Below are 25,037 nucleotides of genomic sequence, written 5' to 3'. Positions count from 1 at the left end.
GCCCGCTAGAGCCCGGACGACTCCTGCTCCCGGTTCCGGGAGCGGCGGGACGCCGGGGAGAGCAGCAGCACCCGGCGCGGGGTGCGGCGGTCGCGGACGGGCGTGCCCGCAGGCTCCGGTCCGGTCGCGGTCGCGGTCGCGGTTCCGGTCCCGACCCCGGGATCGGGCCGCGCCGCCGTGGCCGGCGCTCCGCCGCGGCGGACCGGCCCTTCGGCCGCGGCCGGGCGCAGCGCGACCGCGGTCATCGGCCCGGCCACGACCAGCAGCAGCCCGCCGAGCACCAGCCCCATGCCCGGGAAGCCGAACCCCTCGGCGAGCAGGCTGCCGGCCACGGGGCCGCACGCCGTGCCCAGCGAGGAGGCGGATCCGGCCAGCACCGCCCAGCGGCCGCGCGGGTCGAGGGCCGCCGCGAGCCCGATCACGTACGAGAGGACGACCGGGTACACCGCGTTCCACAGGATCTCCCCGGTGGCGAACCGGGCGAGCCCGTCCGCGGAGGCGGTCAGCACCACGCAGCCGGCGATGGCCGCCGTGCCCGCGCCGATCGGTACCGCCCGGCCCAGCCGGGCGCCGAACCCGGAGGCGGCCGTGACCCCGAGCAGGCCCGCGCCCAGCGCTACGGCGAAGACGATCCCCAAGGTGGGCTCGGGCAGGCCCGCCTGCTCGGCGCCGATCCGGCCGCTGACGCCCCACAGGGCCTCCTGGGTCAGCGACCAGAGCAGCAGGCAGCCCGCCAGCACCGCCCCGGCTCGCGGGTACGGCAGCCGTCCCGAGCCCCGTACGGCAGGACCGGGGCCGGTGGGCCCGCCGAGCCGGCCGGTCGCGGGCCAGGCCAGTGCCGCGACCAGGGCGATGGCCGCGAACGGCAGCCCGTGGCCGCCGCCGAGGCGCGGCAGGGTGAGGTACAGCGCCCCCGCGGTCGCCGAGACCGACAGCAGCCCGAGGGCGGAGGTGCGGTGCGGATCGCGCTGCCCGGCGATCCCGGAGGCGGCCACGGCGGTGGCGGTGCCGGAGCCGAAGCCGCCGACCACCACGCCCGCGACCACCAGCGGGAGCAGGGCGGTCGAGGCCGCCGTGCCGTAGCCGAGGGCGGCGAGCAGCAGTCCGAGCCGGGCCAGCGGACGCGGCCCGCGGCGGGGGATGCGGGAGGCCAGGGTGAATCCGGCCGTGGCGGAGCCGAGCAGCAGGGCCGTTCCGACGAGCCCGGCCTGCGCGGGGCTCAGCGGGAGATGGGTGTCGAGTCGTCCGACCACGGTGGGGAGCAGGTACGAGGCGAGGTACCCGGCCGTGAAGAGGGCCACCACGGGCCAGGCGGCGGGCGGCGCGGAGGTGTTGTCGGACACGGCTGTTCCCGGTGATGCGCAGGTGGGGGCGAGATCTTCCGCGGGACCCGCGGCGCCCTTGTCTATCAAGTGGTTCACGACGCACAGAAGAGCGGCACGGGAGTGATGTGAGACACACTGGGTTTTGGGCCTGCCGGGGGCGGGCAAGGCTGGCAGCTTTCCACCGAATGCCCGCTTGCAGAAACGAGCCTTCGTACCAAACGGGGAGTACACCGTGACCAGTCGGGACAGCCGCACCAGCCGCAACGCAGCCGTGGACCCGCTCGGTCCGTTGCGGGACCCCGCGGAAGCGGGGTTCGACGTCTACCTGACCGGCACGGTCTTCCTCGACATCATCTTCACCGGCCTCGACTCGGCCCCCGTCCGCGGTACGGAGTCCTGGGCGCGCGGCATGGGCTCCAGTCCCGGCGGAGTGGCCAACATGGCCACCGCGCTGGCCCGGCTCGGCCTGCGCACCTCGCTGGCCGCGGCGTTCGGCGACGACCACTACGGCGAGTACTGCTGGGACGCGCTGGAGCAGGGCGAGGGCATCGACCTGTCGATGTCGCGGACCATCCCCGGCTGGCACAGCCCGGTCACGGTCTCGATGGCGTACGAGGGCGAGCGCACGATGGTCTCGCACGGCCACGAGGCCCCGCCCCCGGCGGGCCCCGGGCCGCTCCCGCAGTGCCCGCCGCGCACCCGGGCGGCCGTGGCCTCGCTGGGGCCGGGGCGGACGGACGCGTGGATCGCGGAGGCGGCGCGGCACGGGGCGAGGATCTTCGCGGACGTCGGGTGGGACGAGAGCGGGTGCTGGGACCTGGGGGCACTGGCGGACCTGGAGCACTGCGAGGCCTTCCTCCCGAACGCGGGGGAGGCGATGCGGTACACGCGGACCGACTGCCCGAGAGCGGCGGCGCGGGCGCTGGCGCGGAAGGTGCCGGTCGCGGTGGTGACGATGGGGGCGGAGGGCTCGTACGCGGTGGACGGGCGGACCGGCGAGACGGCGGAGGTCCCCGGGATCACGGTGGACGCGCTGGACCCGACGGGGGCGGGGGACGTCTTCGTGGCGGGCTTCGTCACCGGCACCCTGGCGGGGTGGCCGCTGGCGGACCGGCTGGCCTTCGCGGGCCTGACGGCGGCCCTGTCGGTCCAGGAGTTCGGCGGCTCGCTGTCGGCCCCGGGCTGGCCGGAGGTGGCCCACTGGTGGAGCGCGGCCCCCGAGGCCCTGCGGCCGCGCTACGGGTTCCTGGACGCCCTGGTTCCGCCGGGCACGGAGCCGGCCTCCCGGCGCAGGGCCGTCCCGACGATCGGGTTCCGGCACCCGGCGTAGCGGCGCGGCCCCGGGAGGCCCTCGCAGGGTGCGGGAAAACCCCTCGGGGATGCCGCGGCGGAGTCGTACCCTTGGTATTCCGGAGGTCGTCGATCGGCGCGGCCCCTCAGCAGGAGGTATGTGCAGGCCACAGTGCCGGCCCATGACTCAGACACCCACAGCCCAGACACCGGCGCCGGGGCAGGCGCGAGCCCATTTCACCGTTCCGGCCAGGCATCCGATGGTCGCGGTGCTCGGCTCGGGGGACGCCCTGTTGCGCGTGATCGAGAAGGCCTTCCCGAAGGCCGACATCCATGTTCGGGGCAATCAGGTCAGCGCGATCGGAGACGCGGCGGAAGTCGCCCTGATCCAGCGCCTGTTCGACGAGATGATGCTGGTGCTCCGCACCGGGCAGCCGATGACGGAGGACGCAGTGGAACGCTCGATCGCCATGCTCAAGGCGAGCAGCAACGGCGACGGCCCGGACGAGACGCCGGCAGAGGTGCTCACCCAGAACATCCTCTCCAGCCGCGGCCGCACCATCCGCCCCAAGACCCTCAACCAGAAGCGGTACGTCGACGCGATCGACAAGCATACGATCGTGTTCGGCATCGGCCCCGCCGGTACCGGCAAGACCTACCTCGCCATGGCCAAGGCGGTCCAGGCCCTGCAGTCCAAGCAGGTCAGCCGGATCATCCTGACCCGCCCCGCCGTCGAGGCCGGCGAGCGGCTCGGCTTCCTGCCCGGCACGCTCTTCGACAAGATCGACCCGTACCTGCGCCCGCTGTACGACGCGCTGCACGACATGATCGACCCGGATTCGATCCCGCGGCTCATGGCCGCCGGGACCATCGAGGTGGCCCCGCTCGCGTACATGCGCGGGCGCACGCTCAACGACGCCTTCGTCGTCCTCGACGAGGCTCAGAACACCACCCCCGAGCAGATGAAGATGTTCCTGACCCGCCTCGGCTTCGACTCGAAGATCGTCATCACCGGTGACATCACCCAGGTCGACCTGCTGCCGGGCGGTACCAGGAGTGGTCTCCGCCAGGTCCAGACGATCCTCGAAGGGGTTCCGGACATCCACTTCTCCCGGCTCACGTCCGAGGATGTCGTCCGGCACAAGCTGGTCGGCCGTATCGTCGACGCGTACGAGAAGTACGACGACAGCCAGGACGCCCAGCAGTCCCGGAACGGCTACCAGCGGAAGTAGAACCCAGCGCACCATGTCGATCGACGTCAACAACGAGTCCGGAACCGAGGTCGACGAGCGGGCGATCCTCGACATCGCCCGCTACGCACTCACCCGGATGCGGATCCACCCGCTGTCCGAGCTCTCCGTCATCGTCGTCGACGAGGACGCCATGGAGCAGCTCCACATCCAGTGGATGGACCTGCCCGGCCCCACCGACGTCATGTCCTTCCCGATGGACGAGCTCCGGCCGCCGTCGAAGGACGACGAGGAGCCCCCGCAGGGCCTCCTCGGCGACATCGTGCTCTGCCCCGAGGTGGCGAAGAAGCAGGGCGAGGACGCCCCGACGCAGCATTCCATGGACGAGGAGCTCCAGCTCCTGACCGTCCACGGGGTGCTGCACCTGCTCGGGTACGACCACGAGGAGCCGGACGAGAAGGCCGAGATGTTCGGCCTCCAGGCGGCCATCGTCGACGGCTGGCGCGGTGAGCGCGGCATGACCGGTCCGTCCCCGGCCCCGACCGTCTCGTGACCGCCCCGCAGCTGATCACCGGCGCGGTGCTGCTGGTGGTGGTGGCCTGGTTCGCGGCGTGCGCCGAGTCCGGGATCGCCCGGATCTCCAGCTTCCGCGCCGAGCAGGCCGTACGGGAGGGCCGGCGCGGCAGCGCGAAGCTCGCGCAGGTCGCCGCCGACCCCACCCGCTACCTCAATGTGGCGCTGCTCGTGCGGGTCACCTGCGAGATGGCGGCGGGCGTGCTCGTGACCTACGTCTGCCTCGACGGGTTCGGCGACAACTGGAAGGCACTTCTCGTCGCGATCGCGGTGATGGTGCTCGTGTCCTTCGTGGCCGTCGGGGTCTCCCCGCGCACCATCGGCCGCCAGCACCCCCTCAACACGGCGACGGCGGCCTCGTACGTCCTGGTCCCGCTCGCCCGTGTGATGGGGCCCATTCCGCAGCTGCTGATCCTCATCGGCAACGCGCTCACGCCCGGGAAGGGCTTCCGCAAGGGGCCGTTCGCCTCCGAGGCCGAGCTGCGCGCGATGGTCGACCTGGCGGAGAAGGAGTCGCTGATCGAGGACGAGGAGCGCCGGATGGTGCACCAGGTCTTCGAGCTCGGCGACACCCTGGTGCGCGAGGTGATGGTGCCGCGCACCGACCTGGTCTGCATCGAGCGGTACAAGACGATCCGTCAGGCGACCACGCTGGCGCTTCGGTCGGGTTTCTCGCGCATCCCGGTGACCGGGGAGAACGAGGACGACATAGTCGGGATCGTGTATCTGAAGGACCTGGTCCGCAAGACGCACATCAGCCGGGAGGCGGAGACCGACCTGGTCACGACGGCGATGCGGCCGGCGGTGTTCGTCCCGGACACCAAGAACGCGAGTGATCTGCTGCGCGAGATGCAGCAGGTGCGCAACCACGTGGCCGTGGTCATCGACGAGTACGGCGGCACGGCCGGCATCGTCACCATCGAGGACATCCTTGAGGAGATCGTCGGTGAGATCACCGACGAGTACGACCGCGAGCTCGCGCCCGTCGAGGACCTGGGCGAGGACCGCTACCGGGTGACGGCGCGCCTCGACATCACCGACCTCGGGGAGCTGTTCAAGGTCGAGGACTTCGACGACGAGGACGTGGAGACGGTCGGCGGGCTGCTGGCGAAGGCGCTCGGCCGGGTGCCGATCGCGGGCGCCTCGGCGGTCGTGGAGCTGCCGGACGGGCGGCCGCTGCGGCTGACGGCCGAGTCCCCGGCCGGCCGGCGGAACAAGATCGTGACGGTGCTGGTGGAGCCGATGGCCCCGGCGGCGGGCGAGGGCGGGGAGGGCGAATGACGCCGGCGGAGTTGCGTGCGTTCTGCCTGGGTTTCAACGCGGCGGTGGAGGAGTTCCCGTTCAACGCCGAGACCTCGGTGTTCAAGGTGCTCGGCAAGATGTTCGCGCTCTGCGCGCTGGACGGGGACCCGCTGACCGTGAACCTCAAGTGCGAGCCGGAGCTGGCGGTGCGGCTGAGGGAGGAGCACGAGGCGATCGCGCCGGGCTGGCACATGAACAAGCGGCACTGGAACACGGTGACGGTCGGCGGACTGCCGGACGCGATGGTGCGGGAGCTGATCGAGGACTCGTACGACCTGGTGGTCGCCGGCCTGCCCAGGGCGGAGCGGCTGCGGCTCGACCGGCCGTGAAGCCCGGCCGGCAGTGAAGCCCGGCCGGCAGTGAAGGCGGGGCGGGGTCGTTGCGCGGCCCCGCCGAGGGCTCCCTATGCTTTCGCCCATGACCGACACCACCGGGATCAACCCCGAGGACAGCAAGATCATCACGCTGGCGCGCAGCGCCCGGGCCCGCAACGGGGTGCCCGAGGGCGCGGCGGTACGGGACGAGACGGGCCGTACGTACGTCGCCGGGACGGTGGAGCTGGAGTCCCTCAAGCTGAGCGCGCTGCGGACGGCGGTCGCGATGGCGGTGGCGAGCGGGGCCGAGTCCTTGGAGGCCGCGGCCGTGGTCAGCTCGGCGGAGGCGGTGACTGACGCCGACCTCGCGGCGGTCCGCGACCTCGGCGGCCCTGCCACCCCCGTCCTCCTGGCCGCCCCGGACGGCACCCTCAAGTCCACCACCCCGGCAGGCGCCTGAGTCCGGCGCGGGGGCCGCTGTCAGGCTTCGCGCCAGACCAGGGCGTACCGCCGGAACAGCCTTCGGCGCAGCCGCGCGCCCGGCAGTACGGCCCCGGCCTCGCGGGCGGCTGCCCGGAAGCCCATGCCCGCCGGGCGGGTCGGGGCGGTCGTCGAGGGCGGCCGGGGAGCCGTGCGGCCCTTGTTCTTGATCCAGCCCAGGGCGGCGGCCCCGGCGGCAGCTCCGTCGGCGCGTCACCGACGGCGAACGTCACCGGGGCGCCGGGGATGCCCGGCGGGGTCAGCTCCCGCGCCCGGGCGACGATCGCCGCATCGGCGTCGGTGGCGTGCACCGCCCCGGCCCGGCCGGCAGCCGGGCCAGATCGCCGCTGCCCGAGCCGATGTCCAGGGCCCGGCCGAACCGCCCGGGCAGCTGCCGCAGGATCCAGCGGTGTTAGTGGGCGTTGTGGTCCCACGGGTGAGCGTCGTTGAACCGGTCGATCGCCTCGAAGGCGCGCTGCGTCAGTGCCGTCGTCACACAGCGAGTTGATCATTTCCGCGGCGGCGGATCACCATGGCCATCAGCGCCGCCATCGCGCAGAGCGCGCCCGACGCGTACCAGACCGGGTCGTACGAGCCGAAGGCGTCCCGGGCCAGGCCGCCCAGGAAGGCCACCGCCGCCGCGCCCACCTGGTGCGAGGCCAGGACCCAGCCGAAGACGATCGCGCTGTCCTCCCCATAGTGCTCGCGGCACAGCGCGATGGTCGGCGGGACGGTCGCGACCCAGTCCAGCCCGTAGAAGACGATGAAGAAGACCATCGGCGGGTGCACGGCCGGCGCCAGCAGCACGGGCAGGAACAGCAGCGAGATCCCGCGCAGCGCGTAGTACACCGCCAGCAGGCGGCGCGCCGCGAAGCGGTCCGTGAACCAGCCGGAGGCGATGGTGCCGACCACGTCGAAGACGCCGACCACCGCCAGCAGCCCCGCGGCCGCCGTCACCGGCATGCCGTGGTCGTGCGCCGCCGGTACGAAGTGGGTCTTGACCAGGCCGTTGGTCGAGGCCCCGCAGATCGCGAAGGTGCCCGCCAGCAGCCAGAACGGGCCGGTCCGGGCCGCCTTGGACAGCACCGTCACCGCCCGGCGCGCGGCGCCCGTGGCGGGCGCGGGCTTCTCGGCGTAGGCGCCCCCGTACGGCGCGAGCCCCACGTCCGCCGGGTGGTCGCGCAGCAGCAGACAGACGAACGGGACGACCAGCAGGGCCGCGAGCGAGACCGTCACCGCCGCCGGACGCCAGCCGTGGTGCTCCACCAGCCAGGACAGCAGCGGCAGGAAGATCAGCTGCCCGGAGGCCCCGGCCGCGGTCAGGATCCCGGTGACCAGCCCGCGCCGCGCGGTGAACCAGCGGTTGGTCACCGTCGCCGCGAAGGCCAGCGCCATGGAGCCGCTGCCCAGGCCCACCAGCACGCCCCAGAACAGCACCAGCTGCCAGGACTCCGTCATCCACAGGGTGGCCACCGTGCCGCCGGATATGACCAGCAGGGCCAGGGCCACCACCTTGCGGATGCCGAAGCGGTCCATCAGCGCGGCGGCGAAGGGGGCGGTGAGCCCGTACAGCGCGAGGTTCACCGAGACGGCGAAGCCGATCGTGCCGCGCGACCAGTCGAACTCCTCGTGCAGCGGTTCGATGAGCAGTCCGGGCAGGGAGGCGAAGGCGGCCGCGCCGATGATCGTCACGAAGGCGACGGCCGCGACGAACCAGGCGCGGTGGATGCGTCCCGGGGTGGCCGGAGGCGTGGTCGTGAGGGTGGGGGCGGGGGTGGGGGCTGTCTGCGTCACGCAGAAAGCTTCCGGCAGGGAGGGCTCGTACGACAGTGGCCTGACCGACACCCTTCGATACGATTGGGCCATGGCCCCCCATCGAGTCGTCGTCCTCGCGCTCACCGGGCTGCTGCCCTTCGAGCTCGGCATCCCGCACCGGATCTTCGGCCGCGCCAAGGATCCCGCCGGAGAGCCGCTGTACGAGATCCGCACCTGCGCCCTGGCCCCCGGGCCGGTGCGCACGGACGCCGATTTCGCGGTCCAGGTCGAGCACGGCCCCGAGCTGCTGGCCACGGCCGACACCGTGGTGGTGCCCGCCTCGTACGAGCTGGGGCCGGTGTACGAGGACGGCCGGCTGAGCGGCGAGCTCGCCGCGGCGCTCGCGCACGTCCGGCCCGGTACACGGCTCGTCTCCATCTGCACGGGCGGTTACGTACTGGCCGCCGCCGGTTTCCTGGACGGCCGCCCGGCCACCACCCACTGGGCCCACGCCGAGCACTTCCAGCGGCTCTTCCCGGCCGTACGGGTGGACGCCGACGTGCTCTACACCGACGACGGGGACGTGCTGACCTCGGCCGGGGTCGCCGCCGGCATCGACCTGTGCCTGCACATCGTGCGCCGCGACCACGGCGCGGCCGTCGCCAACGACGTGGCCCGGCGGACCGTCGTACCGCCGCACCGGGACGGCGGGCAGGCGCAGTTCATCGACCGCCCGGTGCCCCAGCCGGAGCTGGCCAGTACGGCGGCGGCCCGCGCATGGGTGATGGACCGGCTGCACGAGCCGGTGCGGCTGGTCGACCTGGCCCGGCAAGAGGCCATGTCGGTACGGACGTTCACCCGCCGGTTCCGGGAGGAGTCGGGGGTCAGCCCGGGCGAGTGGATCGTCGGACAGCGGGTCGAACGGGCCCGGCGGCTGCTGGAGCGGACGGACCTGCCGATGGAACAGGTGGCGCGGGAGGCGGGGTTCGGGACCGCACAGTCGTTGCGCAAGCACGTACAGGCGGCGCTGGGGGTGAGCCCGACGGCGTACCGGCGCACGTTCCGCGCGACGGGCGGGGTGCCGGCGGGGACGGACGCGGCGCCCTGACCGGGGCGGAGGGCATGAGCCTGCCATCTCCTGATGGGCCATCAGGCAATGCCGGGTCCGTGCATTGACTTCTCCCGCCGCCCGCTCGTGAATGGCCCCCTGTCGGCGCGAGGGAACCCAGGGGGTGGGCCGTGCGAACACGGGCGGGCAGCAGGGGATGGCCGGTGGCCGTCGGCATGGCCGTGCTCGCGGCGGCGACCGGCGGTGCGCTGAGCGCGCCCGCCGCCGAGGGGGCCGGGCCGGCTGCCGGGCCCCCGGGACAGGTCGAGTTCCCGACGCACTGCCTGCCAGCGCAGGAAGCCGGTCTTCCGCCCGCCGACGGGCCGACCACGGCCCGGATCACGGCGGACGACCCGGCGCCGGAGGTCGGCGACACGGTCACCGTGACCTACCAGGTGGCCCGGACCCCCGCGGTGAACCCGACCGGCGCCGCTCTCCCGGCCGACGTGCTGACCTCGACCGGGCGGATCCTGCTGGGGGGTGCGCAGAGCGGTGAGGTCACCGTCGTCGGGGCGAAGCGCAGTGATCCCGTCCAGGCAGGTGCCGGCCTGCCCGCCGTCACCATGACCGGCACGTTCACCGTCACCGCGCCCGGCGAGATCACCCTGGCCCCGGGGGGCTACACCCTGCACACCAGTCACCTGCTGGACCTGGACACCACCTGCGCCGCCACCGGGGCCCCGGTGGCCGAACGGCTCACCGCGAGCCCGCTGCCCCTGGCCGACCTCCGGTCGCTCGCGCTCGGCACCGCGTACGGGAAGCCGGGCGCCAGGGTCAAGGTGACCGGAGCCGGCTTCGCCCCGGGCGCGGCCGTGACGGTGGCCGGCCGCGCGGGCGCCGCCGAGACCGCGGACCGGGTGGCGGCCACGGCGGACGAGCACGGCGCGGTCCTGGCGGAGCTGCCCGTCACGGACAGGGCCACGACGGCGGTGGTCGCGTACGAGGGCGCGGCGTGGTCGGCGCAGCGGGGCTCGGGACCGGCGGCGTACACGGTCGTCGACGCGGCGCCGCTGCCGCAGGGGACGCAGAAGGTGACGGCGGTGGTGGAGCCCGGGGCCCTGTCGATGACCCAGGCGGGCGAGGCGATCGTGCTGGGCGCGGTCCCGTACGGGGAGGGCGGCGCGGCCCCCGGCCGGATCGGGACGGTCACGGTCAGGGACACCCGGGGCGGCCCGGCGGGGTGGTCGCTGATCGGAAAGGTCACGGACTTCACGGGCCCGGATGGGGGTAGCCCCGGCGGCAGCCGGGGGAGGGTCCGGATCCCCGGGGCCTCGCTGAGCTGGACCCCGTCCTGCACGGCCGCGGCGGGCAGCCCGAGCCGGTGCGTGCCGGGCAGTGCGGGGGTGGTCGGGCCGGAGGGCGCGGTACTCGCCTCCGTGCCCGGTACGGAGCCGGCGGGCGGGACCTTCACGATCGACGCGACGGTCGCCCTCACGGTCCCCCCGTACACCCCGCCGGGCGCGTATCGGGCGGTCCTGACCCTGACCCTCTCGTGAGATCCGCCGCTGCACGGCGGGTCCCGCTGCGCGGGGCCTTCTCCCCGCCCCGCCCTTCCGCCGTTCGCTGTGGCTGCGCCCCAGACCCCGCGCCGCCTACGCCGCACGGCCCCCGCTCGCGGCCGTGCTCGCGGGCGCCCTCGTCCTCGTCGCGGCAGGCTGGTCGGCGCTGGGAGCCGCATCGGGGAGAATGGCCCGTATGAGCGATCGTTCCCCCGAGTCCACCGGCCCGCACCGTGCGGGCTTCGCCTGCTTCGTCGGCCGCCCCAACGCGGGGAAGTCGACCCTGACCAACGCACTCGTGGGCACCAAGGTCGCGATCACCTCCAACCGGCCGCAGACCACCCGCCACACCGTCCGCGGCATCGTGCACCGCCCCGACGCCCAGCTCGTGCTGGTCGACACCCCCGGTCTGCACAAGCCGCGCACGCTCCTCGGCGAGCGGCTGAACGACGTCGTGCGGACCACCTGGGCCGAGGTCGACGTCATCGGCTTCTGCCTGCCGGCCGACCAGAAGCTCGGCCCCGGCGACAAGTTCATCGCGAAGGAGCTCGCGGGGATCAAGAAGACCCCCAAGATCGCCATCGTGACGAAGACCGACCTCGTCGACTCCAAGGCCCTGGCCGAGCAGCTCCTCGCGATCCACCGGCTCGGCGAGGAGCTCGGCATCACGTGGGCCGAGATCGTCCCCGTCTCGGCGGTCGGCGACGCCCAGGTCCAGCTGCTGGCCGACCTGATCGCGCCGCTGCTGCCGGAGAGCCCGCCGCTGTACCCGGAGGGCGACCTCACCGACGAGCCCGAGATGGTGATGGTCGCGGAGCTGATCCGGGAGGCCGCGCTGGAGGGCGTACGGGACGAGCTCCCGCACTCCATCGCCGTCGTGGTCGAGGAGATGATCCCGCGGGAGAACCGCCCGGCGGACCGCCCGCTGCTGGACATCCACGCGAACGTCTACATCGAGCGGCCCAGCCAGAAGGGCATCATCATCGGCCCGAAGGGCTCCCGGCTGAAGGAGGTCGGAATGAAGTCGCGCAAGCACATCGAGGCACTCCTCGGCACCCCGGTCTTCCTCGACCTGCACGTCAAGGTCGCGAAGGACTGGCAGCGCGACCCCAAGCAGCTGCGCAAGCTCGGCTTCTGATCCTTTCGGCGCGCCGGGCCCCGTCCGGCGGGCTGCCGGGCTGACCTAGCGGAGCCGGCGGACCTTCACCGCGTTGTCCGTGCGGGTCCCGGGCCGGCCGTCAGGCTGGTTCTGGACCCGTTCGTGTTCCTCGGCGAGCAGGAGCTCCCAGCCGCCTTCGGGCAGCTCCAACTGCGCGACGACCTCGTCCGGGGTCGGGAAGTCGGCCTCGGGGCGCGAGTCCTTCTGCCAGGACGGCCACCCGGCATGGCCGGCGATCAGCAGGATCCCGCCGGGGGCCACCGCCGAGGCGGCGCTGCGCAGGATCCGGTCGCGGGGGAAGTCCCCGAACGAGTGCAGGAAGCACGCGGAGACGAGGTCGAACTCCCCGGCGGGGAAGGACTCGGCGAGGTCGTGCCGCTGCCAGTCGATCCGGTCGCCGACGCCCGCGTCGGCGGCGTGCCCGGCGGCCCGCTCCAGGGCCACGCCCGAGATGTCGGTCCCGGTGACCTGCCAGCCCCGGCGGGCCAGCCAGACGGCATCGGCCCCTTCGCCGCAGCCGAGGTCGAGGGCGCGCCCGGGCGCGAGGTCCGCGGCCTCCCGCACCAGGACGGCGTTGGCGTCCCCGCTCCAGATCCGGTCGCTCTCGCGGTAGCGGGAGTCCCAGAACTCCACGCCCACGAACTCGGATGCGGACTCGGATGCGGACGGGGACGAGGACGGGGACGAGGACGGGGACGCGGGGGACGTGTGGTGCTGCCGGTGCTGCGACATGGGGACCTCTTCCGGTACGGGTGCCTGTCCCCTCGATGCTCCGCCCGGCGTCGCCGGGCGGGCAAACATCGTTGCCGTTTCGGCAAAACCCCCGTCTCCGCCGGCGCGGCACGGGGGCCGGTTCCGGCCACCCGTGCCTCAGGCGCCTTCCTTCAGCAGCCGGGAGATCAGCGTCCGCTGCGCCTGTGACAGGTTCGGCTCCCGGCACGAGACCGTCCGCCCGTCGACGGTGATCCGGTACGAGAACCCGTCCCGTACCCGGTCCGACCCCGGGGCGGGCGGGACGGGCTGCAGCGCCAGCCGGGCCAGGGCCTGCCACTCGGCCTCGTCGGGCCGGCCCGAGGTGTCCACCTCGGCCCGGCGCTCGATGCCCGCGAAGCCGCCCGTCCGCACCACCAGAATCCGCATGCCCACCTTTCCGCCACGGATGGGCCGGCTACCCCAGGCCGACCGTCGACCACGCCTTCTGGAGGGCCTGGTGCTCCGCGCCGCCGTCCCCGTACCGGGCCACCGCGGCCGCCACCGACAGCCGGGCGAAGTCCTTGAAGCCGGCGTCCGAGGCCAGCCGGCCGCCGGTCAGGGTGTCGTACCAGATCTGCCCGGCCCGCTCCCACGCCTTGCCGCCGAGTTCGGTCGCCACCAGGTAGAACGCGTGGTTCGGAATACCGGAGTTGATGTGCACCCCGCCGTTGTCCCGGGCGGTGTCCACGTAGCCGTCCATCGTCGCCGGCTGCGGGTCCTTGCCGAGCTCGTCGTCGTCGTACGCCGTGCCCGGCGCCTTCATCGAGCGCAGTGCGACCCCGCTGACGTTCGGTCCCAGCAGCCCGGCCCCGATCAGCCAGTCCGCGTCCGCGGCCGACTGGTCCAGCGAGTACTGCTTGATCAGCGAGCCGAAGACGTCGGACATCGACTCGTTCAGCGCGCCCGACTGCCCGTGGTACTCCAGGTTGGCCGTGTACTGGGTGACCCCGTGGGTGAGCTCGTGCCCGATGACGTCCACGGAGACGGTGAAGTCGAGGAAGAGGTCCCCGTCCCCGTCGCCGAAGACCATCTGCTGCCCGTCCCAGAAGGCGTTGTCGTAGTCCTGGCCGTAGTGGACGCTCGCGTCCAGGGCCAGCCCGGAGTCGTCGATCGAGTGCCGGCCGAAACCCTTCAGGAACAGCTCGTACGTGGCGCCGAGCCCTGCGTACGCACGGTTGACGGTGGCGTCCTTGACCGCCGCGTCGCCCTCGCCGCGCACCTTCTTCCCGGGCAGCCGGGTGCGGTGCTGCGCGTCGTAGATGGTCCGGCGGGGCTCGTCGGAGACGGGCGTCCCCAGCGTGGGGGCGATCCCGCGGACGGTGGTGACCCGCCGCCGGGTGCGCAGGAGGGCGTCCTGTTCGAGGGTGCGCTGGGCGGCGTCGGCGCGCCGGGTGTCCTCGGACCGGGCGATCTTGTCGAGCAGGTGGGGCGGAACCACCGTGCAGAAGACGGGGTGGTGGTGAGCGTGGGAGGCATCCATCCCGGCAATGTGGCAGTGAGTCATCTCGGTGTCACTACCTGCAACCATGATTCATTCAGTTGTCTGAAAGTCGTCACGCCGCGTTGACGACTCGACCGAACCTGTAATGGAGGATCGAGGCGTAGCTCACATTCGGTACAAATCGGACACTGCGGTCTTGCATACTGAACAAGTCCTCGCGTCACGGCGCGGCTCGGCTAGGCTCGGCCCATCATGCGTTTCGGGCTGCTTCTCCTTAGCTGCCGCGGCGAGGGTCTGTAGTCGTAGGCCGACACCCTCCCCGCGGAGATCGGTGTTGCGGTTTTTACGACCGCCGTCGGCCGTCCCAGCGAACTACACGCGGACACGCGAGGAGCCCAGCGCCATGAGCCAGCAGCCTTTTGTCGGTCGCCCCACGCCCATCACGAACGCGACCCACACCCAGCAGTCCTCCGGGATGCCGATCCACAAGTACGGCCAGTACGAGCAGGTGGACATCCCGGACCGCACCTGGCCGGACGCCCGTGTCACCAAGGCTCCCCGCTGGCTCTCCACCGACCTGCGCGACGGCAACCAGTCGCTGATCGACCCGATGACCCCCGCCCGCAAGCGCGAGATGTTCGACCTGCTGGTGCGCATGGGCTACAAAGAGATCGAGGTCGGCTTCCCGTCCTCCGGCGAGACCGACTTCGCCTTCGTGCGCTCCATCATCGAAGAGGGCGCGATCCCGGACGACGTCACCATCTCCGTGCTGACCCAGGCCCGCGAGGACCTGATCGAGCGGACCGTCGAGTCGCTGGTCGGCGCCAAGCGCGCCACCGTGCACCTGTACAACGCGACCGCCCCGACCTTCCGCCGGGTCGTCTTCCGCGGCTCCAAGGAGCAGATCAAGCAGATCGCCGTCGACGGCACCCGCCTGGTGATGGAGTACGCCGGGAAGCTGCTGGGCCCGGAGACCGTCTTCGGCTACCAGTACAGCCCGGAGATCTTCACCGACACCGAGCTGGACTTCGCCCTGGAGGTCTGCGAGGCCGTCTGCGACGTCTGGCAGCCGGCCGAGAGCCGCGAGATCATCCTGAACCTGCCGGCCACCGTGGAGCGCTCGACGCCGTCCACGCACGCGGACCGCTTCGAGTGGATGGCCCGCAACCTGACCCGCCGCGAGCACGTCTGCATCTCCGTGCACCCGCACAACGACCGCGGCACCGCCGTCGCCGCCGCCGAGCTGGCCCTGATGGCCGGCGCCGACCGCATCGAAGGCTGCCTGTTCGGTCAGGGCGAGCGCACCGGCAACGTCGACCTGATCACGCTGGGCATGAACCTGTTCTCGCAGGGCATCGACCCGCAGATCGACTTCTCGCAGATCGACGAGATCCGTCGCACCAGCGAGTACTGCAACCAGATGCCGGTCCACCCGCGCCACCCCTACGCGGGCGACCTGGTCTACACGGCCTTCTCCGGCTCCCACCAGGACGCCATCAAGAAGGGCTTCGACGCCATGGAGGCCGACGCGGCCGCCCGGGGCAAGACGGTCGACGAGATCGAGTGGGCCGTCCCGTACCTGCCGATCGACCCGAAGGACGTCGGCCGCTCCTACGAGGCGGTCATCCGCGTCAACTCGCAGTCCGGCAAGGGCGGCATCGCGTACGTCCTGAAGAACGACCACAAGCTGGACCTGCCGCGCCGCATGCAGATCGAGTTCTCGCGGATCATCCAGGCCAAGACCGATGCCGAGGGCGGCGAGGTCACGCCGAAGGCGATCTGGGACATCTTCGCGGACGAGTACCTGCCCAACCCCGAGAATGCTGCGGCTCAATGGGGTCGCATCCAGCTGCGCTCCGGCTCGACCGCCACCGACAAGGACGGCACCGACACGCTGACCGTCGAGGCCGTCGTGGACGGCGTGGAGACGGTCCTGAACGGCACCGGCAACGGCCCGATCTCGGCTTTCTTCGACGCGCTGGCCGGCATCGGCGTCGACGCCCGCCTGCTGGACTACACCGAGCACACGATGAGCGAGGGCGCCTCCGCCGTCGCCGCCTCGTACATCGAGTGCGCGATCGACGGCCGCGTCCTGTGGGGCATCGGCATCGACGCCAACACCACCCGTGCCTCCCTGAAGGCGGTCATCTCCGCCGTCAACCGCGCGGGCCGCTGACCCGTCACTCCCTCGTGGCCCCGCCCCTCCGACCGGAGGAGCGGGGCCACTGCGTTCAGCGGGCCAGGTAGCCGCCGTCCACCGGCAGGACCACGCCCGTCACGAACGAGGCCGCGTCCGAGGCCAGGAAGGCGATGACCCGGGCCACCTCCTCCGGCTCGCCGAGCCGGCCCATCGGATGGGCCGCGGAGACCTCCGCCAGGTACTCCGGGCCGCCCGGCTCGTCCTTCAGCGCCAGCACCCGCTCCGTACGGATGGTGCCCGGGGCCACCGCGTTGACCCGGATCCCGTGTGCCGCCCACTCCACCGCCAGGTGCTTGGTCAGCCCCGACGCCACGAACTTCGCCGGCCCGTACGCCGCCTGCCGGGCCTGCCCGGCGACCCCCGAGACCGAGGACACGCAGACCAGCGCCCCGCCGGGGTCGGGCTGCGACAGCATCGCCGCGATGGCGTACTTGCAGGTCAGGAACATTCCCCGGCCGTCGATCGCCATGACCCGGTCCCAGTCGTCCGGGCTGGTCTCCCGTACATCCGAAAGAGGGATCACTCCGGCGTTCGCCACGGCGACGTCGAGCCGTCCGTACGCCCCGAGCGCGGCCTCGACCATCGCGCTGTTGGCCTCCGGATCGGAGACGTCACCGGCCGCGACCGTGATGTCGTACCCCTCCTCGGCCAGTTCCGTACGCAGTTCCGCGACGCCAGGGCCATTGATGTCGGCCGCGGTCACGAAGGCGCCGGAGCGGGCCAGCAGCCGGGCGGTGGCCCGGCCGATCCCGCTCGCCGCGCCCGTGACCAGACAGGATTTCTCGTTCACGCGGGGAGCGTAGGGAAAGTCCGGCGTCCACATGCGCGGCGGCGGGGACGCAGACCGGCCAAGTGCGCGCGGCGGCACATGTTGTCTTGTCACACGACTGACGCTTCCTCACCGATGTGGCTAACATCACGCCAACCCGGCGATGCTGCCTGGGGTTCCCGCCCGTGCCCGCAGGGCCACGGGGGAGTTACGGAGGTGCGACGTGCTGCCAGTTCGGGGTGGGGACGGCCGGAAGGTGACGGTCTGGGGCATCCGTACCACCTGGAGCACCGTGGGCGACGGGGAGTTCTTCTGCCCCGGCTGCGGTGGCGACCGCAACTACCGCCGCCGCACCGGGCGCCGCCGGTTCACCGTCCTCGGCGTCCCGCTGCTGCCGCGCGGACAGGCGGGGCCCGTCATCGAGTGCCAGGGCTGCCGGGAGCGCTTCGAGACCGAGGTCCTCGACCACCTGACCACCACCCGCTTCTCGGCGATGCTGCGCGACGCCGTGCACACCGTGACGCTGGCCGTGCTCGCGGCGGGCGGGACCGCCTCGCGCGGCGCGCTGGAGGCCGCCGTGTCGGCCGTACGGACCGCGGGCTTCCAGGACTGCACAGAGGAGCAGCTGGAGTCCCTGGTGGAGGCGCTGGCCACCGACGAGGGCCGGCTCGGGCTGTACGACGGGCCCGAGTGCTGCGGCGCCGCGCTGGCCATCGAGCTCCACGAGGCGCTGGAACCGCTGGCGCCGCACCTGGCCGCAACCGGGCGGGAATCGATTCTGCTCCAGGGCGCGAGGATCGCCCTCGCCGACGGCCCGTACACCCCGGCCGAGCGCGAGGTGCTCGCCACGGTGGGCGCCGCACTGCGGATCGCCTCCGACGAGGTGACCCGCCTCCTGTCGGCCGTACGGGCGCCGTAGCCCCTCTGCCGGGCCAGGTGCGCCGCGCAGCCGCCCGGGGCCCGGCGGACGGTTTCCGCGCGCCTCGCGTGAGGTGAGGGCCGGGCGCGGGATGCGGTCGCCGTGCGCGCCGGCGGGGAGCCCGGCGCTGCCGGCGCCGTTCCGCGGGCCGCTACGGCCCCCAGTGGCATCGATTCGGCCAAAACGCGGCGACTTCGGTGATCGTCATCCCGGAGGGCGCCGTCTTGCCCGGGCGTGTGAACCACCCCCCCCGGAGCCGTTCCCGACGGTGTCCGAGGCGGCTGCCGCGATCGTGGTGGCGGCGGCCGTGCGCGGCTCATCCGGACCGGTTCCCACCGCCCCACCCACCCGCAAAACCGCCTGAAACGGCCTCGATCGAGGTAACAATCCGGCCTCGCGCGTCCGAATCCGTGTCCCGCGCACGCTGCGCGAAGGGGGGATCTGTGCGCTCCGGACTCGGTTGATCCACCAATTGGACACCCGGAGGGGAAGTCTCGGGTTTGCGTCGCCGAACCACGCAAAGTCCGTATGGGCAGGTCGCAGGCCGTGGATTCGCTGCCGGGTAACGGGAGGGGGTCCCTCCGAAGGGTTTCGGCCATACGCCGTTGCGGCGGCATCCGCCACCGGAGAAACCTACAGATCCAGCATCCCCAGGCGTCAACACTTTGTGGAAGTCGACGATACCTGTGAGCGCCCCCACAGGCGTTCAATTCCGGTCACACGACGAGACGCCGCCAGTAACACAGCGGGGCTTCGATTCACGTGAACGCACTGACAACCCCGGCGGATCAACGGGATAGCGACCCACTCCGGCCGGGGACAACCAGATTCCTCTCGATTACCTACCTCTTGAAGGGCAAGGCAGAGATGGCACGTGTCGCCGCCCGGCTCACCGGCAACGGAGAGCCCAGCACGCACCCGGTGGACGAGGTGCTCCCCCTCCCCAAGCTCGCGCTGTACGGCTTCCAGCACGTACTCGCGTTCTACGCCGGTGCGGTGATCGTCCCGATCATCGTGGGCGGTGCCCTCGGCCTGACCACCGAGCAGCTGGTCTACCTGATCAACGCAGACCTGTTCACCTGCGGTATCGCCTCGATCATCCAGGCGTGGGGCATCGGCCGGATCGGCGCGCGCCTGCCGCTGATCCAAGGTGTCACCTTCACCGCGGTGTCCCCGATGATCGCCATCGGTCTCGGAGCGGGCGGCGGGACGGCAGGCCTTCTCGTCATCTACGGCGCGGTGATCACGGCCGGCATCGCCACCTTCGCCTTCGCCTGGCTGCCCCCCAAGGCGTTCCGGGCCGTCATGAGGCTCTTCCCGCCGGTCGTCACCGGAACGGTGATCACCGTCCTCGGCATCGTGCTGATCCCCGTCGGCCTCAACGATGCCGCGGGAGGCCTCGGCAGCCCCGGTTTCGGCGACCCGAAGAACTTCGCGTACGCCGGCGGCACGATGCTCTTCATCCTCGTCCTGATGAAGCTCGGCAAGCCCTTCCTCTCCAGCATCGCCATCCTGCTCGGCCTGGTCGGCGGCACCACCGTCGCCTTCCTGCTGGGCGATGCCAAGTTCGGCGACGTGAGCAACTCCGACTGGATCGGCGTCACCACCCCGTTCCACTACGGAGCACCGAAGTTCGCCTGGTTCCCGATCCTGCTGATGCTCATCGTCATGCTGATCACCATGGTCGAGACGACCGGTGACACGTACGCCGTCGGCGACATCGTCGGCAAGGACATCGACAGCGAAACCGTGGCCCGTGCCCTGCGCGCCGACGGCGCCGCGACCGCCCTCGGCGGAATCCTCAACTCCTTCCCCTACGTGGCCTTCGCCGAGAACGTCGGCCTGGTCCGCATGACCAAGGTCAAGAGCCGGTTCGTCGTGGTCGCCGCGGGCGTCTTCATGATCGCGCTCGGGCTGATCCCCAAGGCCGCCGCGATCGTCGCCGCGGTCCCCCACGGAGTGCTCGGCGGCGCGGCCACGGTGATGTTCGCGATGGTGGCCCTGGCAGGCATCCAGACCCTGGCCAAGGTCGACCTCAAGGAGGAGAAGAACGCCCTCGTCGTGGGTGTCTCCCTGGCCTTCGCACTGCTCCCCGCCACCGTCCCGGTGCTCTTCAAGGACCACATGGACGCGGACCTCTCCTCGCTCCTCAACAGCGGTGTGACGCTCGGTGCCACGGCCGCGATCGTGCTCAACCTGATCTTCAACGGCCTGGCCAAGGACGATGCGCACGGCGCCGCACCGGTCGCGGTGCCGGCCCAGGCGGCGGCACCGGCCGAGGAGGCGGCACCGGCCGAGGAGGCGGCACCGGCCGAGGAGGCGGCACCGGCCGAGGCCGAGACGGTGGCCGAGGCCACGGTCGGCGCCGCCGTGACCGCGGCGGTCGCCGGAGCCGCGACAGCAGACGCGGACGAGGAGGCCGCGCCCGCCTCCTGACCCTCCCAAGGGGTGACGGCCCTCCGTCCGGACACGAGTCCGGGCGGGGGGCCGTCGCTGTCAGCGCACCAGGCGACAATGGGCGCATGAGTCTGTTCCGCGACGACGGCATCGTGCTGCGCACCCAGAAGCTGGGTGAGGCGGACCGCATCATCACGCTGCTCACCCGGGGGCACGGCCGGGTACGGGCCGTCGCCCGCGGGGTGCGGCGTACGAAGTCCAAGTTCGGCGCCGGGCTGGAACCTTTCTCCCACGCCGACGTGCAGTTCTTCGCCCGGGGCAGCGAGCTGGTCGGCCGCAGCCTCCCGCTCTGCACCCAGACCGAGATCATCGCCCCGTACGGCAACGGCATCGTCACCGACTACGCCCGCTACACCGCCGGCACCGCGATGCTGGAGACCGCTGAGCGGTTCACCGAGAACGAGGGCGAACCCGCGGTACAGCAGTACCTGCTGCTGATCGGCGCCCTGCGCACGCTCTCGCGCGGCGAGCACGAGCCGAACCTCATCCTCGACGCGTTCCTGCTGCGCTCGCTCGCCGTCAACGGCTACGCGCCCAGTTTCACGGACTGCGCGAAGTGCGGGATCCACGGCCCCAACCGGCACTTCTCCGTCTCCGCGGGCGGGGTCGTCTGCGGGGACTGCCGGGTGGCCGGCAGCGTCGTACCCTCATCGGAGGCCATCGCCCTGCTCAGCGCGCTGCTGACGGGCGACTGGGGGCATGCGGACGCCTGCGAGGCGCGGTACGTGCGGGAGGGCAGCGGGCTCGTCTCCGCCTATTTGCACTGGCATCTGGAGCGCGGGCTACGCTCCTTGCGATACGTCGAGAAATAGGAGCTGGGCACATGGCACGACGCGGGATTCTGGGACGCTCTCGCCGCGAGTACAAGGTTCCCGAGCCGCACCCGTCCGGTGAGCGCCCGCCGAAGATCCCCGGCGAGCTCGTCCCGAACCACGTCGCGGTGGTCATGGACGGCAACGGCCGCTGGGCCAAGGAGCGCGGCCTGCCGCGCACCGAGGGCCACAAGGTCGGCGAGGGCGTCGTGCTCGACGTGCTCAAGGGCTGTCTGGAGATGGGCGTCAAGAACCTCTCCCTGTACGCGTTCTCGACGGAGAACTGGAAGCGCTCGCCCGACGAGGTCCGCTTCCTCATGAACTTCAACCGCGACGTCATCCGGCGCCGCCGCGACGAGATGAACGAGCTGGGCATCCGGATCCGCTGGGTCGGCCGCATGCCGAAGATGTGGAAGTCGGTCGTCCAGGAGCTCCAGGTCGCGCAGGAGCAGACCGTCGACAACGACGCGATGACCCTGTATTTCTGCGTGAACTACGGCGGCCGCGCGGAGATCGCGGACGCGGCGCAGGCGATCGCCCGCGACGTGGCCGCGGGCAAGCTGGACCCGTCGAAGGTCAACGAGAAGACCTTCGCCAAGTACATGTACTACCCGGACATGCCGGACGTGGACCTCTTCCTGCGGCCGAGCGGCGAGCAGCGCACCTCCAACTACCTGCTCTGGCAGAGCGCGTACGCGGAGATGGTCTTCCAGGACGTGCTGTGGCCGGACTTCGACCGCCGCAACCTCTGGGCGGCCTGCCTGGAGTACGCCCAGCGCGACCGCCGCTTCGGCGGCGCCGTCCCGAACCAGGCCGAGCCCACCGCCTGATCGGCACCCCGGTCCCGGACCGCACCCGGCGGCGCCGCCCGCTGCCGGGTGCGCGGTCACCGGCCGGAACCGGCCCGGCCGGTAGGGTTCGTGTCATGGACATGAAAGATGGGGAGGCGCCCCCGGCCGCGCAGGCCGTGGAGCTCGTCTACAGGACCACCACGGCGGACATCGCGCAGGCGATCCGGGTCCGGGACGCGAACACGGCTGCGGGGCGCCGCAGGCGCTGGCTGTTCCCGCTCACGGGAGCACTGGCGCTGCTGCTGGCCGTCCAGGCGATCGCGGAGGAGGGCCGCTTCGGCCCCAGGGCGGCCGGATTCACGGCCGGTGCCGTGGTGCTCTGGACCTTCGTGCTGTTCGGCCACCGGCTCCAGGCGCGCGCTTTCGCCGGGCTGCTGGAGAAGGCTGGGGAGACCCGGACGGTGGTGGACGGATCCGGGCTCGTGGTGCGGACGGCTGCTGCCGAGAGCCGTACCGGCTGGTCCGCGCAGCCGACGTACGCGGAGACGCGGGACGCGTTCGTCATGCTCAGCGACGACAAGGCAGCCGTGTGCATGACGGTGCTGCCCAAGCGAGGCGTCCAGGACCCCGCCGACGTCGACCGGCTGCGGGCGGTCCTGGACGTGAACCTGCGGCGGCTCTAGGTCGTCTCTTTCGGATCTTGGCGGCGCGGTTCAGCCAAGATCCGGAAGAGACGGCCTAGGCGCCGGGGCCGGCGCAGTCGGCGCAGGTGCCGAAGATCTCCACCGTGTGGGCGACGTTCACGTAGCCGTGTTCGGCGGCGACGGACTCCGCCCACTTCTCCACCGCCGGGCCCTCCACCTCGACCGCCTTGCCGCATGTGCGGCAGACCAGGTGATGGTGGTGGTCCCCGGTGGAGCAGCGCCGGTAGACCGACTCGCCGTCGCTGGTGCGCAGCACGTCGACCTCGCCGGCGTCGGCGAGGGACTGGAGGGTGCGGTACACGGTGGTCAGGCCCACGGAGTCACCGCGGTGCTTCAGCATGTCGTGCAGCTCCTGGGCGCTGCGGAACTCGTCCACCTCGTCCAGTGCCGCCGCGACGGCTGCCCGCTGCCGGGTGGACCGTCCTCGTACTGGCGCGGTGTTCATCTCGCCAGGCGCAGTCGCCACCGGTTCCTCCTCGTATCGGCCTCGGCCCATTGTGCCAGGAGGCCGTAGCTCCTAGACCTTCACATCATCGCGCGTGCAGACCTCTTCGGGGGCGCGGGCCGCATTCGCCCGGCGCCGGGCCAGGGGCGTCGACAGGGCCGTCATGACCATGAAGACGCCGATCGCGAGCAGCACGATCGTGCCACCGGAGGGGGCGTCGATGTAGTACGTGGCGACCGTGCCGGAGAGCGAGACCAGCACGCCGATCCCCATGGCCACCGACAGGGTGGCCGTGAAGCCGCGGGTGACGCGCTGCGCCGCCGCGACCGGGATCACCATCATGGCGCTGACCAGCAGCAGGCCGACGATCCGCATGGCCACGGTCACGGTGACGGCGGCGGTGACCGCGATCAGCAGGTTCAGCAGGCGCACCGGCAGGCCGGTGACCCGGGCGAACTCCTCGTCCTGGCACACGGCAAACAGCTGGCGCCGCAGGCCCAGCGTCACGGCGATCACGAACGCGGCGAGGATCACGACCGCGGTGACGTCCTCGGCGGAGACCGTGGTGATCGACCCGAAGAGGTAGCTGGTCAGATTGGCCGTCGAGCCGCCCGGAGCCAGGTTGATGATCATTACGCCGCCGGCCAGGCCGCCGTAGAACAGCATGGCGAGCGCGATGTCGCCGCTGGTCTTGCCTCGGGAGCGGATCAGCTCCATGCCGACCGCGCCGAGGACGGCGACCAGGGTCGCCATCCACACCGGGCTCGCGTTCAGCAGGAAGCCGAGGGCGACGCCGGTCATGGCCACGTGCCCGATGCCGTCGCCCATGACCGCCTGGCGGCGCTGGACGAGGTACGTGCCGATGGCGGGGGCGGTGACACCGACCAGGACGGCCGCGAGCAGGGCCCGCTGCATGAAGGCGTAGGTGAAGAGGTCCATCAGCTCAGCAGTCCCGTCCGCAGGGGCTCGGCGTCGTGCGCCGCGTGGGGGTGTACGTGGTCGTGGCCGGGCAGGGCGTGCTGCCCCACGGCCTCCGGGGGCGGGCCGTCGTGGACGACGCAGCCGTCGCGCAGGACGACGGCGCGGCCGATCAGCGGCTCCAGCGGGCCCAGCTCGTGCAGGACGAGCAGGACGGTCGAACCGGCGGTGACCTGCTCGCGCAGCGCGTTCGCGAGGACTTCCTGGTTGGCGAGGTCCACACCGGCCATCGGCTCGTCCATGATCAGCAGCTCGGGCTCCACGGCGAGCGCCCGCGCGATGAGCACGCGCTGGTGCTGCCCGCCGGAGAGGGCGTTCACCGAGGCGTCGGCGTACCCGCCCATGTCGACGAGGGCCAGGGCCCGCTCGACGGCCGCCTTGTCGGCCTTGCGCAGGACGCCGAAGCGGGAGCGGGCGAGCCGGCCGGAGGAGACGACCTCGCGGACGGTGGCCGGGACGCCGCTGGCGGCGGTGGTGCGCTGGGGAACGTAGCCGATGCGCGACCAGGCGCGGAAGCGCTTGAGGTCCGTGCCGAACAGCGCCAGCTCGCCGCCGGAGAGCGGGACCTGGCCGACGACGGCGCGAACGGCCGTGGACTTGCCGGACCCGTTCGCGCCGAGCAGGGCGACGACCTCGCCGCGCCGGACGGAGAGGTCGACCCCGCGCAGCACGGGGCGCGAGCCGAGCGAGGCCGTGGCCCCGCGCAGGGATATGACGGGTTGGTCCGCTGCCTCGGCGGGCTTGGATTCCATGGCGTGCGCCTCCGTTACTGC

At 72.2% G+C, this 25,037-nt stretch carries 24 protein-coding genes and 1 pseudogene; 15 read left to right on the top strand and 10 right to left on the bottom strand.

Annotated elements, in window-relative coordinates; translation table 11 throughout:
- Window positions 1–5: 5 nt before the first annotated feature.
- Window positions 6–1,343 carry an MFS transporter gene (locus ABTY04_RS19960; RefSeq protein WP_352214666.1) on the bottom strand — a complete coding sequence of 446 codons (1,338 nt, stop codon included), beginning with the start codon at window positions 1,341–1,343 and terminating at the stop codon, window positions 6–8.
- A gap of 214 nt (window positions 1,344–1,557) precedes the next feature.
- Between ABTY04_RS19960 and ABTY04_RS19955 the strand changes: the two genes are divergently transcribed.
- The 6 genes from ABTY04_RS19955 (at window position 1,558) to ABTY04_RS19930 (ending at window position 6,454) form a co-directional block, all read left to right on the top strand.
- A complete protein-coding gene (locus ABTY04_RS19955) occupies window positions 1,558–2,655 on the top strand; it encodes a carbohydrate kinase family protein (RefSeq protein WP_502996677.1) in 1,098 nt (365 codons plus the stop codon).
- A gap of 142 nt (window positions 2,656–2,797) precedes the next feature.
- Window positions 2,798–3,847: a PhoH family protein gene (locus tag ABTY04_RS19950; RefSeq protein WP_352214665.1), complete on the top strand. Its 1,050-nt coding sequence runs from the start codon at window positions 2,798–2,800 to the stop codon at window positions 3,845–3,847.
- Window positions 3,848–3,860: 13 nt separating this feature from the next.
- Complete coding sequence (ybeY, locus tag ABTY04_RS19945; RefSeq protein ID WP_229339819.1) at window positions 3,861–4,358, top strand: rRNA maturation RNase YbeY; 498 nt, start codon at window positions 3,861–3,863, stop codon at window positions 4,356–4,358.
- Window positions 4,355–5,659 carry a hemolysin family protein gene (locus tag ABTY04_RS19940; protein ID WP_352214664.1) on the top strand — a complete coding sequence of 435 codons (1,305 nt, stop codon included), beginning with the start codon at window positions 4,355–4,357 and terminating at the stop codon, window positions 5,657–5,659. Before ybeY ends, ABTY04_RS19940 begins: the two co-directional genes overlap by 4 nt.
- Window positions 5,656–6,009: an MmcQ/YjbR family DNA-binding protein gene (locus tag ABTY04_RS19935; RefSeq protein WP_352214663.1), complete on the top strand. Its 354-nt coding sequence runs from the start codon at window positions 5,656–5,658 to the stop codon at window positions 6,007–6,009. Before ABTY04_RS19940 ends, ABTY04_RS19935 begins: the two co-directional genes overlap by 4 nt.
- An 88-nt stretch (window positions 6,010–6,097) precedes the next feature.
- A complete protein-coding gene (locus ABTY04_RS19930) occupies window positions 6,098–6,454 on the top strand; it encodes a cytidine deaminase-like protein (RefSeq protein WP_502996676.1) in 357 nt (118 codons plus the stop codon).
- Window positions 6,455–6,474: 20 nt separating this feature from the next.
- Here ABTY04_RS19930 and ABTY04_RS19925 read toward each other — a convergent pair.
- Together ABTY04_RS19925 and ABTY04_RS19920 are read right to left on the bottom strand one after the other, a co-directional pair.
- A pseudogene (locus ABTY04_RS19925) lies at window positions 6,475–6,970 on the bottom strand (class I SAM-dependent methyltransferase).
- Window positions 6,967–8,268: an MFS transporter gene (locus ABTY04_RS19920; RefSeq protein WP_352214661.1), complete on the bottom strand. Its 1,302-nt coding sequence runs from the start codon at window positions 8,266–8,268 to the stop codon at window positions 6,967–6,969. The pseudogene ABTY04_RS19925 and the gene ABTY04_RS19920 overlap by 4 nt, the downstream one beginning before the upstream one ends.
- A gap of 70 nt (window positions 8,269–8,338) precedes the next feature.
- Here ABTY04_RS19920 and ABTY04_RS19915 point away from each other — a divergent pair, with 70 nt between their 5' ends.
- The 3 genes from ABTY04_RS19915 (at window position 8,339) to era (ending at window position 11,974) form a co-directional block, all read left to right on the top strand.
- Window positions 8,339–9,337 carry a GlxA family transcriptional regulator gene (locus tag ABTY04_RS19915; protein ID WP_352214660.1) on the top strand — a complete coding sequence of 333 codons (999 nt, stop codon included), beginning with the start codon at window positions 8,339–8,341 and terminating at the stop codon, window positions 9,335–9,337.
- A gap of 176 nt (window positions 9,338–9,513) precedes the next feature.
- A complete protein-coding gene (locus ABTY04_RS19910; protein WP_502996678.1) occupies window positions 9,514–10,833 on the top strand; it encodes a beta-xylosidase in 1,320 nt (439 codons plus the stop codon).
- Between the two features lie 190 nt (window positions 10,834–11,023).
- A complete protein-coding gene (gene era / locus ABTY04_RS19905) occupies window positions 11,024–11,974 on the top strand; it encodes a GTPase Era (RefSeq protein WP_352214707.1) in 951 nt (316 codons plus the stop codon).
- Between the two features lie 45 nt (window positions 11,975–12,019).
- Here the strand turns inward: era and ABTY04_RS19900 are convergent, their stop codons facing one another.
- The 3 genes from ABTY04_RS19900 to ABTY04_RS19890 form a co-directional block, all read right to left on the bottom strand.
- Window positions 12,020–12,727, bottom strand: coding sequence for an SAM-dependent methyltransferase (locus ABTY04_RS19900; RefSeq protein WP_352214658.1), 708 nt, complete (start codon window positions 12,725–12,727; stop codon window positions 12,020–12,022).
- Between the two features lie 138 nt (window positions 12,728–12,865).
- Entirely contained in the window at window positions 12,866–13,135 is a 270-nt protein-coding gene (locus tag ABTY04_RS19895) for a protealysin inhibitor emfourin (RefSeq protein ID WP_352214657.1), read from the bottom strand.
- A 28-nt stretch (window positions 13,136–13,163) separates the two neighbouring features.
- Window positions 13,164–14,228 carry a M4 family metallopeptidase gene (locus ABTY04_RS19890; RefSeq protein ID WP_352214656.1) on the bottom strand — a complete coding sequence of 355 codons (1,065 nt, stop codon included), beginning with the start codon at window positions 14,226–14,228 and terminating at the stop codon, window positions 13,164–13,166.
- A 364-nt stretch (window positions 14,229–14,592) separates the two neighbouring features.
- On the opposite strand from ABTY04_RS19890, the gene leuA reads away from it, so the two are divergent.
- Window positions 14,593–16,365, top strand: coding sequence for a 2-isopropylmalate synthase (leuA, locus tag ABTY04_RS19885; protein ID WP_352214655.1), 1,773 nt, complete (start codon window positions 14,593–14,595; stop codon window positions 16,363–16,365).
- A 55-nt stretch (window positions 16,366–16,420) separates the two neighbouring features.
- Here leuA and ABTY04_RS19880 read toward each other — a convergent pair whose 3' ends face one another.
- Window positions 16,421–17,179, bottom strand: a complete 759-nt coding sequence (locus tag ABTY04_RS19880) for an SDR family NAD(P)-dependent oxidoreductase (protein ID WP_352214654.1) — start codon at window positions 17,177–17,179, stop codon at window positions 16,421–16,423.
- A gap of 202 nt (window positions 17,180–17,381) precedes the next feature.
- Here ABTY04_RS19880 and ABTY04_RS19875 point away from each other — a divergent pair, with 202 nt between their 5' ends.
- From ABTY04_RS19875 to ABTY04_RS19855, 5 genes are all read left to right on the top strand, one after another.
- Window positions 17,382–18,077: a TerB family tellurite resistance protein gene (locus ABTY04_RS19875; RefSeq protein ID WP_352214653.1), complete on the top strand. Its 696-nt coding sequence runs from the start codon at window positions 17,382–17,384 to the stop codon at window positions 18,075–18,077.
- A gap of 867 nt (window positions 18,078–18,944) precedes the next feature.
- Window positions 18,945–20,513: a nucleobase:cation symporter-2 family protein gene (locus tag ABTY04_RS19870; RefSeq protein ID WP_352214652.1), complete on the top strand. Its 1,569-nt coding sequence runs from the start codon at window positions 18,945–18,947 to the stop codon at window positions 20,511–20,513.
- An 86-nt stretch (window positions 20,514–20,599) separates the two neighbouring features.
- A complete protein-coding gene (gene recO, locus ABTY04_RS19865) occupies window positions 20,600–21,346 on the top strand; it encodes a DNA repair protein RecO (RefSeq protein ID WP_352214651.1) in 747 nt (248 codons plus the stop codon).
- Window positions 21,347–21,357: 11 nt separating this feature from the next.
- A complete protein-coding gene (locus ABTY04_RS19860) occupies window positions 21,358–22,176 on the top strand; it encodes an isoprenyl transferase (protein ID WP_352214650.1) in 819 nt (272 codons plus the stop codon).
- 95 nt (window positions 22,177–22,271) lie between these two features.
- Window positions 22,272–22,820, top strand: a complete 549-nt coding sequence (locus ABTY04_RS19855) for a YcxB family protein (RefSeq protein WP_352214649.1) — start codon at window positions 22,272–22,274, stop codon at window positions 22,818–22,820.
- Between the two features lie 55 nt (window positions 22,821–22,875).
- On the opposite strand, the gene ABTY04_RS19850 is transcribed toward ABTY04_RS19855, so the two are convergent.
- The 3 genes from ABTY04_RS19850 to ABTY04_RS19840 are packed head-to-tail and all read right to left on the bottom strand — an operon-like array spanning window position 22,876 to window position 25,016.
- The gene (locus tag ABTY04_RS19850; protein WP_352214648.1) at window positions 22,876–23,307 is read right to left on the bottom strand and encodes a Fur family transcriptional regulator; all 432 of its coding nucleotides are present in this window, start codon (window positions 23,305–23,307) and stop codon (window positions 22,876–22,878) included.
- A 51-nt stretch (window positions 23,308–23,358) separates the two neighbouring features.
- Window positions 23,359–24,225 carry a metal ABC transporter permease gene (locus tag ABTY04_RS19845; RefSeq protein WP_352214647.1) on the bottom strand — a complete coding sequence of 289 codons (867 nt, stop codon included), beginning with the start codon at window positions 24,223–24,225 and terminating at the stop codon, window positions 23,359–23,361.
- Window positions 24,225–25,016 carry a metal ABC transporter ATP-binding protein gene (locus tag ABTY04_RS19840; RefSeq protein WP_352214646.1) on the bottom strand — a complete coding sequence of 264 codons (792 nt, stop codon included), beginning with the start codon at window positions 25,014–25,016 and terminating at the stop codon, window positions 24,225–24,227. Before ABTY04_RS19840 ends, ABTY04_RS19845 begins: the two co-directional genes overlap by 1 nt.
- Window positions 25,017–25,037 lie beyond the last annotated feature (21 nt).

It is taken from the genome of Streptomyces sp. NPDC097981 (genome assembly GCF_040302565.1).
Classification (GTDB): domain Bacteria; phylum Actinomycetota; class Actinomycetes; order Streptomycetales; family Streptomycetaceae; genus Streptomyces.
The sequence above is the reverse complement of the archived record's forward strand: the minus strand, read 5'-3'. Positions and strand labels throughout refer to the sequence as shown.